Source organism: Pseudomonas sp. UBA1879, assembly GCF_002338065.1.
In the GTDB taxonomy this organism is placed as follows: domain Bacteria; phylum Pseudomonadota; class Gammaproteobacteria; order Pseudomonadales; family Pseudomonadaceae; genus Aquipseudomonas.
Window position 1 is genome coordinate 845,301 of sequence record NZ_DDHJ01000004.1, and the last position, 14,502, is coordinate 859,802.

The window sequence follows — 14,502 nt, forward strand, 5'->3', positions numbered from 1 at the left end:
CACCTCAGGATGAGTCACTGCCATGGCCAAAAAAACCGGTAAACCTGCGTCCAAGTCCGTTTCCGCGCTGGATATTCTGCTCAAGGGTGCTCGGCAGACCGTCAGCACGTCTACGTTATCCGAACAGTTCAGCTCGGTCATGAGCCTGGCCAACGCCGGCATCCCCAGGTTGATGGAGCAGAACCCGCAGATGCACATCAGCGAGGCGCGCGATCTGCACGCCCGGGCCCAGGCCATGTCCGTGGTCATTGCCCGGCAGTTCCGCGAGCAACGCCTGACTGCATCGGTGCGTCAGGCCAACCGGCCACCGACCGGCATCAAGGGGCTGGTGGACGGCCCGACCTACACCGACATGTTCAACCCGGACTGGGCCAATCATTGCCCGCCGGATGCCATAGAGGCCACGACCTCGCCAGTCGCCTATCTGGCCGATCTGTACCGTTACGCCAAAGACCTGGAGGCTACCGGCAAAAAAGACGAAGTTATCACGCTCGATCAGCGTCGGCCCGACCTCAAGGATCTGGTGCTGGACCACACCGCGCTGAACCGGGTCGAGCCGACCATCGTGCTCGTCAACGAGATCCTGGAGAAGTCGATTCGCACGCATCTGGACGGAATCGGCCTCGATGAAAAATCCGTCGATGACGCGCTGCTCGAAGCCCGCTACCCCAATGCGCTGCCGTTCGAGCGCTACACCAGCCAGATCAATTACGCGCTGGGGCGCAAGGACAGAACGCTGGGTGATGTCATTCGAGTGGCCGATCCTGCGTATCCCTATTTCAAGGAGCCGGGTGTTCACTCGTTGCTCTCCGACACGGCATTGATTCAGGACACCGGCCTGGGCCCCGTTCAGCAAGGTTTGCTGCTGGAGGCGCCTTACTTCCCTGCTGCCGATGGCGCCGGGCATCCGCTGGGCACCACGGACTGGCGCATCGACCCGCGTACGCACTTGATGACCAAAGCCGATGCTGACGCACCCACGACGTTCTACCTCGACAATTTCGGCGTGGGCGGTTTCATCGAGCTGGAGGACACCCAGACCTTTTGCCTGCGCACGGGCTTGAGCACTGAGGAGCTGGAAGCGCTACTGAGTGTGGGCGCATTTGCCCCCAGCCGGTCCGCGAACGTCACAGGCGAGGGAGAGGTCGACGCCAGTCAGTCAGGCTCGGTCTATATCAACGCAGGCCAGTCGCCGGCCATGGGCATCGAAACCCTGCCTGCCGATGCCGAAAAATCCACAGGCGCGCAGCACCGCATCACCCACCTGACCCCGGATCGCGTCGACCGCATGAACCGCATGATCCGCCTGGCACGGTGGTTGGAACTGCCCTTCGATGAAGTCGATCAACTGCTGGTGGCGTCGATGCAAGGGGAGCGGCATGCGGCACAGGCCACCCGTCGAGTGAATGCTGAAACGGTCAATCCTTGGCTGATTACGGAAAATACTCTGCGCGCGCTGGGATTGTTCCAGATCCTGCGCCAGCAGTATGACGTGGCTGCCGAGGACTTTGCGGCGCTGTTGTACGGGCTCAACGTCCACGGACGTGGCAAGACAGCCTCGCAATTCGATCGTGTGTTCAATAGCCAGGCGCTGTTTTCCATCCCGCTCAGTCTCGACGGTGAGCCGTTCACAGCACTCCCCGGGACCGAAGCCGAGCGGCAGAAAATCGATCACCTCTGCGCCGCATTGGGCATGACCTTTGAAACCTGGCGTTACGTCGCCAGGGTCGTGGAGCAAACTTACGCTGGCGGATCTTTGCGCTGGTCGCGAGAGGTGGTGTCGGCGTTTTACCGGCTGGTACGCCTACCGCGTTATGTGGGTCTGAGCACCATTGAAGCGCTGGCGCTGCTGGAGCTGTTGGACGACGGCGGCAGCCGATTGGTGGCCAAACTGGCCGGTACCACACAGATTGCCTCGCATCACGCGTCCGCCAACACCGATACCCTGAGCGTGATTCATGCGCTGGTGGACGCCTCCCATTGGGTAACGGAACACCGCTGGTCGGTCGCGCAGCTGTGCCGGCTGGTGCTGCCCTCTGCAACTCAGCCTGTGGCCACAGACGCCGAACTGGGGCTTTTGCAACAGATACAGACTCGCCTGAGGTCCGCACTTGTCACAGAAAGCAGTTTTGCGCAGGTGGGTGCTCCGGATGTATCGGTGACGCTGGAACATGATTCAGAGGGGGTAGAGCGTTATGCGAGTCAGGTCATCGACTGGATCGACGAGCTGAATAATTTCATCGACAGCGGGAACTCTGAGACCAATGCTAGAGGGCTAGTGAAATACCTGCCCGGGGAAACGGAGGAGAGCTTCGAGAGTGCACTGAGCCGCAGGGTCGAGCTAGTCATCGAAGCCAAGGGGCTGTCAGTGGCGGAACTGCACCCTAAAATCACAAATATGATCATGCGCGCTCGGGGTGCTCAAGAGGCGCTATTGATGGAAGAGCTTGCGGGCTACTTGAGCACCTCTCCGGATATCGCCAAGGCCCTGTTGTTCTGGACGGATGGCGACCGCTTTCAGTTGCTCAAGGAGGTGCTGCGGGTCTTTGGCGTGAATGCCGCTGGAACAGTGGAGATTGGCGATGACGTGTTGTTGGTGCTTGATGCGCTTTCGAAGCGGAGTGTACTTGCCAATCATCTGCAACTGAGCCCGACGTTCATCACACAGGTGATCAATCACCCAGACTGGTTCGGCGTGACCAGCACGCAGTTGTCGCTACCCTTGGTTTATTTCACCAGCCAGTACGCCACCTTGCTGCAGCTGAGCGACCAAAACGAAGACACGTTGCTCGATTACTTCCGCCTGATCCACTCGCTCTGGGGTGGTGCTACGGACGCAGACAAACGCCTGATCCGTGACAGCGCCGCCAGCAAGTTGGGTGGTCTCCTGCGCTGGGGCGTGCGCGAAGTGTTGGAAGTTGTATTTGCCCTTAACACGGAAGGGGTAGTTTCCACGCTCAAAGAGTTCGATACCCTGGCGCGGATTTGCCTGCTGGGGCTGCACACCGGCCTCGATGCCAAGTCGCTGCTAGTATTGGGTCATCTGACGCCGATCAGCCCCAAAGAGGCCTATCAACAGGCTGCGGAGATGGCCCTCGTGTGCCTTGCTCAGCCACTGCCAACTATTGGTGCGGGAGAAGTGGGACAAAGCATTTCCAGCGTGATCAATGTGCAGCCGGATTATTTGGTCGCCAATCGCCCTGAGGATTCAGCCACGTTCACCATTTCCCTGCGCGATTCAATGGACGAGCCCTTCGAGGGCATCACGGTTCGTTGGAGTTCCAATCTGGGTGAGCTGGACGTTTCGCAGACCCTTACAGATCAAGACGGGCTCAGCAGTGTCGTGCTGCATAGCGGCACCACGATGGGGGTCGCTAATGTCGAGGCCCGTTACGGGCTTGGAGAGCTGCTCAAGGCGCCTGTCGTCGCTATTGATTGCGATGAGGACAGTATTCATTTCATCGAAGGGGCTTACGAGCCCTCCAGCGCGCTGTCCAATAAATTGGAGCCGATCTACTTCTCGGTATCGATGGTCGACGATTATGGAAACAAGGCGAATGATCGAATGGTGGAATGGGTGGCGAGCTTGGGTGAGTTTCAGCGCTATCAAACTATTACGGATGGGTCCGGGTTCACAAGGGCCGAATTACGCAGCAAGCCAGCCGGAACGGCTCATGTGATAGCGCACTATAGAAATCATTCGCCTTGGGTGTTTCGCCCTGTTGAATTCATCAGCAAGCCTTATTTTCAGTACGTTAGATTCCTGAATACCGTGCTAGTGGGCGAAGAGGTTGATATCGAATGCCGACTTGTCGAGCTGGACGGTTCGCCGGTTGCCGAAGGGACTGAAGTCAAGTGGTCAGCAGATAAAAATTCATTACTCACGTCTGCCTCGGCGACCGATAGCGAGGGCCGAGCGGTGGCGGTGTTCAAAGCCTCAGTTTCGGGGGTGGTGGTCATTACCGCCAAAAGCGAGGGTGTCGAAGATAAGAGCAGTGAACAAACGCAGATGTATGAACAGGTGAAGATCGTTAGAGCTGAGCTTTCAAGTGATCGATATACCGTGGGGAGTCCGGACCCGATTGTCTTCTCCGTGTTTCTTGAGGTCGATGGACAGATCCCCCCCAGGACACCGGTCCAGTGGAGTATCGATGGTGTTCAAAAAGCGGAGACTTATTCTGCTGGCATCACCGGGAAAGCTGAATACAGTTCGAAGTTTGCTTTGGGTGAGCATGAAATCATTGCACGGGTCGGTAAGGCTGAGAAGAGTTTCACCATATTCGCTGGCCCGTGGTGCACGTTGGTCGGCACATTGGAAGGCCCTCGGGATGAGCTTGTGCCTGACCTTCTCACCTACGGTGCAGAGTACAAGCTGCATATCAAAGCCTTGGATGATGGCGGGAACCCTATTCCGGACACCGTCGTCATGTTGGAAAGTATAGGTGCTGCTCCTGAACTGATTGGCGTCAACATCAATGACATTGATCAGTGGGTTTCGATCCCTTCGGAGGGAAAAGACTTTGTCATTTCAACCGGCAGCTTCCATTCAGTTGCCTGGACCATGGGTAAGTTTGGGAAGCTTGACTTGAGGGTGAAGTCATTAAATGGAGAGCCTTTGGAAGTCAATTACCGAAAAGGCGTGGTCATGACCTTAGGGCGAGCGTGGCATTGGCGGGCCCAAACTGATTTGTTAGGGCAGTTGTGGTATGTGCCGTTAGGGTTTCCTTCGGTAATTTCTGGCTATGATTCGGAAAGAATTGCCGTTGAACGCACCAACCGGATTACTGTTCCGGCGGTAGGGTTCTCTGTAGAGAAAGATATAAGCCATGTCCTCGAGCCTACGAGCACTTACCGTATGGGGATGGGATACAACATTAACTATGGCCCGCCTAAAGGTGCTGGAGGGATCATAAGTAGTGGTGATCTCGTCAATGCAGAACGCGTCATTTCCGCTGACGGTTATATTGTGATCCAAGAAGTTGTCGATGCGGTCATTCTCTTTTAGTGAGTCATCGACTGTTATAAAAACTGCGAAGGTGCACCTCACGTCAAGGATGAACTTATCATGCCCGGCATTGTTATTCGCGAGTTGTCCGAAGCCCACCGCGACGCCCTCGTCGCCTATTACCTCGGCCAACTCGTCCCCAACGAAGACTCCAGCGCGCCCGAGAACATCATCACCCCTGACGACCTCTACGAATACCTGCTGATCGACAATCAGGTCAGCGCCGAGGTCGACACCAGTCGCGTGGCTCAGGGCATTGCCAGTGTTCAGCAGCACATCCATGCCATCTACAACGGCATGGAGCCCGGTTTCGGGGAGCTGGGGGATACCGCGCAGCATCAGCAGTCGATGCAGCAGTGGCATGAGGCGATGAGCCAATACAGCAGCTGGGCGGGGTATCAGATGCTGGTCGACTACCCGGAAAACTACCTTGACCCTTCGTTGCGCCTGGGCAAGACCGAGGCGTTCGAGGCGTTCGAGAGTGAGCTGGCGCAGGCTCGGTTGACGCCGGATAACGTGCAGAAGGCGTTGGGCAATTACCTGACCCGGTTCGAAGACGTCAGCAATCTGGACACCGTGTGCTGCTACATCGACGGGGAAAACTTTCGCCGGGCCGATTATTACTTCATCGGCCGTTCTCCTACCGATCCGTCGCAGTATTACTGGCGCAAGGCGGCGCTGGACCTGGGCGACAACAGCACCCATGTCCCGCCCTCGGCCTGGGCCGAGTGGAAGAAAATCGATGTAAAAGCCGCGGGTACGGTGACCCATGTGCGAGCCGCCGTGGTGGCGGGGCGGTTGCATCTGGTGTGGCTGGAGCAGGTGCGCGAAGCGCTGGACGCAAATGACAAACCGATCGCGGACACCTTTGTGTACCGGCTGAACGTCAGCTATTTGAGGGCCGATGGGCAGTGGAGTTCATCGATCTGTCTACGTGAACAAACCATGGGGGCGCTCGCAAACCTTGAACACAGCGGTTATGTGCTGATCGCCACCCGCGACGATCGACCAGGCTCGAAACGAGGGTTGGTGGTGGCATTCATACAGCCGGAGCAGTCCCCCGACAAGCCGGTGTACGCGCCAGGGTTCGTGCTGCAACTGAATCCGCACTGGAACCCATTTTCCGATCCTGAAGGGGCAGAGCTTAAGACGCTGATGCGTTCTCTGGTCGCTCAATCGAAAGGAGGCGCAAGGGGCGCGCAGTATCTTACGGTGGGAACCGATGCCGGTGGGAAGGTCTGGACGCTCAAGAGCGTCACGTTCAATCCCGAGGGCAATAACCTGGAAGGACGTTTGAGTCGGTATCTTGAGTTCGACGTCAAACTCAGGATGACGACGGGGTCTTTGATACTGCATGGCGAGGGCCGGTGCGAGCACCGGTTTTACATCCCAGGCGAGTTCGGTCTGGTGCCTTTGAAGGCAGAACTCGGCATCTGGAGAAATGGTCCTCGCACCGAATTTTCCATGACGTTCAACGGTTCGGCTCGCGGTCATTCGAAGAACGGGATGGATTGGGGTAACTACGCCGAGAATACAGATCCCCTGCATCTGGGTAATCCGGATGAGAGTACCGGCCTGGGTTATAGCCAGTTCATCAGCGTTCGCCAACAACGTTCCGAGGTAATCCCCACCCTCATCAAGACGGCTGACGGCGGCCTGTTCCTCGACCTCGCCGGCCTTGAACTTCCCAACCTGCGCTACGTGCGCCTCAACACCACGTTCGCTGGCGAGCTGGTGCGCAAGGCCGAACGCTCGCTGGCGGGTGTGCTGGGCTGGGAAACCCAGCACACCCAGGAGCCGCCGATCCCAGGCAGCACCGCGCCAGTCAACGTCGATTTCAATGGCGCCAATGGCCTTTATTTCTGGGAAATCTTCTTCCATGTGCCGCACCTGGCGGCCTGGCGCCTGCATCAGTCATTCGACTATTCGGGCGCCGAACAGTGGCTCAATTACCTGTTCAACCCTCAGGTGCGCGTGGCGCCGTTGTATCCGCCGCCCGAAGAGGTGCAATGGCAGCCTTACTGGACCAGCCGCCCGTTGGGGTTTGCTGACGACCCGCTGCGTGATGTCGCCGCGCCGCGCGATCCCGACGCAATCGCCTATGGCGCGCCGTCGCACTATCGCAAAGCGATTTTCATGCTCTATGTGGACAACCTCATTGCCATGGGCGATTCGCTGTATCGGCAGGTCACCCGTGACACGTTGAACGAGGCGAAGCTGCATTACGTGCGCGCGCTGTCGTTGCTGGGGCCGTTGTCCAAGGGGCGCAGCATCAGCCAGTGGGCACCGATGTCGCTGGAGGACGCAGCCAGTTATCAGGATCAGACGTTCAACGGGTTTGAAGCCTCTGCTTTTGAAGGGCTGCAACGCGACACCCCGCGCAGGGTTGAAGAGGCGCCCTGGTTGAACCTGATCGACGCTCCGTGGTTTCGCTTGCCGGTCAATACGCGGTTGCTGGACCTGTGGGATCAACTCGATGAGCGCCTGTTCAATCTGCGCAACAACCTGTCGCTCGATGGTCAGCCGCTGTCACTGGCCCTGTATGAAACCCCGGCCAATCCGCTGGACTTGTTGCGTGCCCAACTGGCCGGGAGTGCGACATCGCTGCGGCGTCTGGGCGGGCAGGGCAGCGTACCGCCTTACCGGTTCTCAACCCTGCTGCCGCGCGCCCGCGATGCCGTGGAAATCCTCATCCGCACCGGGGATCAGGTGCGTCAGGCCATGCAGTCGCAGGAGCGGGCTGATCAGGAAGCGCTCTCGCAGAGTCATGTCATCGAGCTGGCGGCTTTTGTCGAGCAGCTGGATGCACTGGCGATCGAGCAGGCCCGCAAGGCGCTGGACGTCGCCTCCGCCAACGGCGATCAGATCCAGACCCAGATCGACTATTACGATCAGTTGCTTGCCCGTGACGTCAGCGATGCCGAGCGCATCGCGGAGGGTCTGCTGCTGGACGCGACGCTGGCGCGTATGGCCGCTGCCGGGTTTCGAGCCACGGGACATGCCTTGGGCACGGCGCCCAACACCATCACTTTCACACCGGGCCCTGTACCGGTGCCGGTCCCGGGTGGCTGGAACTGGAGCGGTCCGTTCTGGAGCGTGGCGTCGGTGTTCGAGGCCATGGGGACTTTGTACTCGGACAATGCCGAACGAGCCCTGCGGGCCGACGCTCACGCCCGACGCCGTGACGAGTGGGCGATGCTCAAGGGGCAGGCGCAGCATCAGCTCGAATCGGTGCAGCGGCAAATCGAGCAGCATCAGATGCTGATCAAAACGGCGCAGACCAAACGCGAGCGCTCGTTGAAGATGCGCGAACAGGCCCAGACCCTGTACGCCTTCATGCAGAACCGTGCCACGAATGCGGCCTTGTATCGCTGGTTGCTGGGGCAGTTGTCGACGCTGTATTTCCAGGCGTACGACGCGGTGCTGTCGTTGTGTCTGGCCACTGAATCGACCTGGCAGCACGAGATCGGCGACCCTCAGACCACGTTCATCCCGGTGAACGCCTGGGTCGATAACCGTCACGGCCTGACTGCTGGCGAGAGCCTGAGTCTGGGCCTGTTGCAGATGGAGTCGGCGTACCTGGTGCGCAACGAGCGGCGCCTGTCGCTGGTCAAGACCGTCTCGTTGCGGCGGCTGCTGCAGGACTATCAGAGCGAAGACGCTTCCACGGGCTGGGCGGCGGTCATTGCCACCTTGCGCAGCAGCGGTGCGATCGAGTTCACGCTCAAGCCTTCGTTGTTCGATCAGGACTACCCCGGTCATTACCTGCGCCAGCTCGCTCAGGTGTCGGTGTCGTTGCCTGGCGTGCTCGGCCCTTATGAAAACGCTCGAGTGATGCTCACCCAGACGGCCAGCAGCTACCTGCTCAAGCCAGATCTTGGCGGCAGCAAGTACATGTATCAGCAGGCTCAGGAGTTGGACGACGGGCAGGACGATGTCGATCCGCGCTATGTGATCAGCAACCCGCGCATCAGTCAGCAGATGGCAATCTCTGGCGACCTTGAAGACGCCGGCATGTCCGGACTCAGGCCAGGCGATGAGCGCTATCTGCCGTTCGAAGGCACAGGTGCGGTATCAGGCTGGACGCTGGCGTTTCCCCGCCATGCAAGCGCCGCACAGCAGTCGTTGCTGGAGGGTCTGCAGGACATCATCGTGCACGTGCGCTATTACGCGACCGACGGTGGCAAGCCGTTTGCCGAGCAGATCAAGGGTCTGATCCCGGGCCGACGTCAGCAGACCCGCAGCCAACCGGTACAGACCAGGTCATTGCCTGCTTCCTGAGCCTGATCACACACATCAATGGACGATGAGGAATGCACCATGGACCAGTCAATCATTGGGGTTCTGGAACAACAACGGCGCGATGCGCTGGTCGCCTGGTACCTGGGGCAACTGGTGCCTCAGGCCGAGCGGCAAACGCGGGTGCTGACTGAAAACGATCTGTATGAGTACCTGCTGATCGACAACCAGGTCACCGCTCAGGTCGATACCAGTCGCGTCGCGCAGGGCATCGCGAGCGTGCAGCAGCACATTCATGCGATCTACAACGGCATGGAACCGGGCTACGGCAGCGTCGGCCAGGACACCCTGACGTTGTGGCGCGACGGCATGTCCCAGTATAGCCAGTGGGCCGGTTACCAGATGCTGGAGGACTACCCGGAGAACTACCTGCAACCAGCTCTGCGGCTGGACAAGACGTCGATGTTCAAGACCTTCGAATCCGAACTTTCCCAGGCACGTTTGAGCGAAGACACCGTGCAGAAGGCGCTGGGTAATTATCTGCAGGCGTTCGAGACGGTGAGCAACCTGGAAACGGTCGCGTGCTACGTCAACGACACGAAGTTCATCAACGCCGATTATTACTTCCTCGGTCGACAACGCACCGAGCCGTTCGCGTTCTACTGGCGCAAATCCCATCTGTATAAAAGTGAGGGGGCCGATAAAGCGCAGATGGCGGGCTGGACCGAATGGAAACCTGTCGACGCGATTACCGGGGCGCAGGTCAAGCACTGCCGGCCAGTGGTCATGGATGGCCGGCTGTATGTGGTGTGGGCGCAAAGTGGCAAGGCGGTGGTGGATAAGGAAGGCAAAAAGACCGGAACCTTCGAGTATGTCATCAACCTGGCGTATCGCCGGCTGGATGACAGCTGGAGTGTGCCGATAGAGCTGCACAGGGGCCAGGCGCCGGATGAGCTATTCGCCAACGAGCTTGACAGTATGTTCCATGTGACCAAAGGCTATCGCATGATGGCCAGCGTCGATCATCGTGACAATGACGGCGCCCGGCTGTTGGTGAATTTCGAAGCGAAAGGTTTTGCCGAATCATTGAACACTGTTCTGGTATTTGATCGCTTCATAAAGCCGCTCGACAACACCGAAGGCCTGTCAGGCATTCTCAACTACATGGCCGGGCCGGATGTCAGGCGAGTTCAGTATTGTGCGGATTTGATTGAACCTGCAGATATCAAAAGCTGGAAAATCGCTTCGGTGGTGTGGGACAGAGCCAACCCGCCAACGACCCCCGGCAACGGTGAACAGGTTATTAACAACTATTTAGAATTAGGTGCGCAATGGCTCAATGGTCGTTTGGTATTGGAGGGTTTCTGCAAAAAGCCAGTCTTGGAAAAAAAGATAAGGGGTTTTACGTTTACCTATAGCCTAATAACCCAAACAACGCCGTTTACGTGGACCGTCCATACCGCGAGCTCTGGAACGTATTGGGAAGTGGAGACAGTTATAGACAATTTTCAAACGGTTATTATGGATAGTGTAGATCTTTATTATCGCGATCAGAAAATTCATTCGTTTTCTCATGGCGACCTTAGTCTGGTTGAGAGCGGTTTTTGGGCGAATCGTTATTTTACGAGCGCGTTCATCGGGGCGGCAGGTGAGTTTGATCCATCGGATACTCCCTTTGTTTTGAAGTGGCCGAGTGGTAGGAGGGACGACGAGCGGCTTAAGGAGGAGTTTAGTGACGTCGATTACGAACCCGCAGTGATGTCGTCGGGGTTCGCGCATTACACCCATGAATGGCTTCGCCGAGCTGAGAAACTTGTGCTCAATGGTGGAGCAAGGACTGCCCCCCTTTATCACGAGTGGCCAAGCGATGCGTCACTTCAAAGGACCTATCAATGGGGTGGGGATGACGATTCAGGTGACAGGGAGAAGTTTGGTATGAACGGTTTCACCGTCATTCGCGAACCGCTGACGGAGCCGGCTCCCTGGATACCGACGAATGACGCAGGCGCCCAATACCTGGACCTGACAAATAAATCTGTCGGCGCGGGAGATGTCCGCGTGCGCCTGAATACGCTCTGCGCCAACGCCCTGAGCCGCCAGGCCAGCCTGTCACTGCAAGGCGCGCTGTCATGGGAAACCCAGCACACCCAAGAGCCGCCGCTGCCGGGCCAGACCGCACCGGTGTACCTCGACTTTTCCGGCGCCAATGGCCTGTATTTCTGGGAAATCTTCTTTCACGCGCCCCACCTGATCGCGACCCGCCTGCAACAGGAGTTTGACTACGCCAGTGCACAGCAGTGGCTGGAGTTGCTGTTCAACCCGCAGATGCGCGTGGCGCCGCTGTTTCCGCCGCCCGCCGACACCGACTGGCTGCCTTACTGGTCGTGCCGCCCACTGGGGCTGCCGGATAACCCAGCCGTGGAACTCGAAGGCCTGACCAACCCCGATGCCATCGCCCGGGGGGCGCCGTCGCACTACCGCAAGGCTATTTTCATGCTGTACGTGAACAACCTGATTGCCTGGGGCGACATGCTCTACCGTCAGGTGACGCGCGACACCCTGAACGAAGCCAAGCTGCTCTATGTTCGCGCGCTCTCGCTGCTCGGGCCGCTGACCAAGGGGCGCAGCATAAGCCGTTGGGAGCCGGTGACGCTGGATGATGCCGCTGCCGAGGAGACTCAGACATTTACCTCGCTGGAGGCGTCAATGGCCGAACGCCTCACCGGTCTGATTCCGTTACAAGGCGGTGATGCGTCTTGGTTGCGGCTGCTGGATCAGTCGATTTTTCGTCTGCCGGTCAACACCCAGTTGCTTGACCTGTGGGACAGCCTCGATCTGCGCCTGAGCAACCTGCGCCACAACCTGACGCTGGATGGCAAACCGATGCATCTGGCGCTGTATGAGGTGCCTGCCAATCCGCTGGACCTGCTGCGCGCCCAGCAAAATGGCAGCAGCTTGAGCCAGCGTCGTCTGGGCTCACTGGCCATCGTGCCGCCGTATCGTTTCCGCGCCATGCTGCCGCGGGCGCAGAATGCCGTCGAAATCCTGATCCGTTTCTCCCAGCAGGTGCTCAGCCACATGGAATCCCGAAGCCGGGCAGAGCAGGAAGAACTGCAACAGGGGCATGTGCTGGACGATCTGGCGACCTTCGCCGAACAGCTTCAAGAGAACGCCATCGACGAAGCCTCCAAGGGTATTGAAATACTCCAGGCGAACCGGCAGGGGGTCGTTGCGCGCAAACAGTATTACGACGAGCAGATCCGTCGTGATGTCAGTGAGCTGGAAGCCTCCGCTCACAGGGATCGCAATGCCGCACTGGGCAGCAACCTGATGGCGCGGACGATGGGCGTCGGAGGACACCTGGCCAACCTGGCGCCCAATCTGTTTGGCGGCGCAACGGGAGGCATGCACTGGGGCGGGCCAGCGTTCGCCGAATCCGAGGTGATGGAGGGCGCCGCCGCGGTGCTGTCCGAACTCGCTCAGCAGAAGCTGACCGGTGACATGCAGACCCGTCGCCGTGAAGAGTGGCAACACCAGGCCCGGCAGGCCGAACTTGAACTGGAGGTGCTGGATCGGCAGATCGAAGCGCAACAGGTGGCGCTGCAGTCTGCGCAGACCAGCCTGGCCCAGGCAACCAAATCCCGCGAGCAAGCTCAGTCGCTGTATGCCTTCATTAAGGGGCGCGCGACCAATGCGGGCTTGTACCAGTGGTTACTCAGCCAAATGTCCACGCTGTACTTCCAGGCCTATGACGCCGTGTTGTCCCTGTGCCTGAGCACCGAAGCCTGCTGGCAGTATGAGATCGGCGATCGCGACACCCGGTTCATTTCAGCATCGGCGTGGGTGGATAACCGTTTCGGGTTGACAGCGGGTGAGTCGCTGAAGCTTGGGTTGATGCAAATGGAATCGGCGTTCCTGAGCCGTCATGAGCGCCGCCTCGAAATCACCAAGACCCTGTCGCTCAAAGCGCTGCTCAAGGATTACGACCCCAACGCAGGCCTGGCGCCCGACGCGGCCACCGGTTGGGACGCCGTGCTCGACACCTTGCGCACCCAAGGCGAAATCGACTTTGAGCTCAAGTCCTCGACCTTCGACGCGGATTATCCAGGGCACTACCTGCGTCAATTGGTCCGGGTATCGGTATCGCTGCCGGTGGTGCTCAAGCCGTATCAGGACATTCACGCGACGCTGAGCCAGCAGACCAGCACGTACCTGCTGAAACCGCAGATCGGTAACGTGAAGTACCTGTATCAGCAGGCGGGCGAGCTGCCGGAAGGGGGCGATGATGACGTTCGCCAGGACCAGTTGGTGATCAATCCACGGGCCAATCAGCAGATCGGGCTTTCCACAGGGGTGGACGATCACGGCATGTTTCAGCTCGATTTCGGCGATGAGCGCTACTTCCCGTTCGAGGGCACGGGGGCGATCTCACGCTGGACGTTAAGCTTTCCCCATCACGAAGCGGAGGATCAACAAGCCATGCTCGACACCCTCACCGACGTGATTCTGCACATCCGCTACCTGGCAGTGGACGGCGGCAAGGCATTCGCCGCCGACGTGGAAAAACTGGTGGCGGCCGTCGAAAGTGGCGAAGTCTGGGGTCAGGCCACTTCGCTCACGTAAGTGCCGACATCCTTGAGGATGATCTTCAGTGTGGCGTCCAGCTCGGCCAGTTCGCTGGCCGGGGTGGTGTGGGCGATGTCATACGTAGTGTCCCCACCGAAGGGCTTGGCATCCTCGGCGTCTATTTCGACCTTGAGTTGCGTGGCGCTCAAACTCACTTTCAGATTCGAATCGACGTGGATGGTGTCGTCGCGGAACGTGATATCGACTTCATCCTCATCCGGAAACCGCGCAAGGAGGAACAAATCGCCGTTGCTGGCATGGCAGCACGCCAGCGCCATGTCATCTTCTTCCTCGTCGCAGGGGTTGTAGATGAAGCTGTCAGTGGTCAAGTGCATGGCGTGAGTCCTCTGGTTTGGCGCGGGGGCAGGGGAGGGATTTTGCCAGTGTTTTGCGCGGTTTGTCTGATTGGTGTTGGCTTGAGGGGTTCCCAGCCTACCTGACCAACCCCAATCCCCCTCCGAAACATTTCCCTACAACCCGATGTCCGAATATGTCGCAGCGTCGCAAGCAGGCCAGGCCCCGCTCTCGTTAAGCTGCGCAGCAGATGAACGGACATGGGCCGAGCCTGCCTGGGCAGACGCCCATCGACCGTCATTCGGGTCAATCGAATGTGACGACGCACACACGACGAG

At 58.8% G+C, this 14,502-nt stretch carries 4 protein-coding genes; 3 read left to right on the forward strand and 1 reads right to left on the reverse strand.

The genetic code is table 11. The features are described 5' to 3' along the window. The first annotated feature begins 22 nt into the window (after positions 1–22). Genes B3N48_RS07015 through B3N48_RS07025 form a run of 3 tightly spaced genes read left to right on the forward strand, consistent with a single transcriptional unit; the run spans position 23 to position 13,867 of the window. Positions 23–5,005 carry a Tc toxin subunit A gene (locus tag B3N48_RS07015; protein ID WP_296181152.1) on the forward strand — a complete coding sequence of 1,661 codons (4,983 nt, stop codon included), beginning with the start codon at positions 23–25 and terminating at the stop codon, positions 5,003–5,005. A 60-nt stretch (positions 5,006–5,065) separates the two neighbouring features. Further along, the gene (locus B3N48_RS07020) at positions 5,066–9,286 is read left to right on the forward strand and encodes a neuraminidase-like domain-containing protein (RefSeq protein ID WP_296181154.1); all 4,221 of its coding nucleotides are present in this window, start codon (positions 5,066–5,068) and stop codon (positions 9,284–9,286) included. Between the two features lie 39 nt (positions 9,287–9,325). Continuing rightward, the gene (locus B3N48_RS07025; protein ID WP_296181156.1) at positions 9,326–13,867 is read left to right on the forward strand and encodes a neuraminidase-like domain-containing protein; all 4,542 of its coding nucleotides are present in this window, start codon (positions 9,326–9,328) and stop codon (positions 13,865–13,867) included. On the opposite strand, the gene B3N48_RS07030 is transcribed toward B3N48_RS07025, so the two are convergent. After that, positions 13,846–14,205 (reverse strand): hypothetical protein, encoded by a 360-nt coding sequence (locus B3N48_RS07030; RefSeq protein WP_296181159.1) that lies wholly within the window; start codon positions 14,203–14,205, stop codon positions 13,846–13,848. The two genes, B3N48_RS07025 and B3N48_RS07030, sit on opposite strands and share 22 nt — an antisense overlap. Positions 14,206–14,502 lie beyond the last annotated feature (297 nt).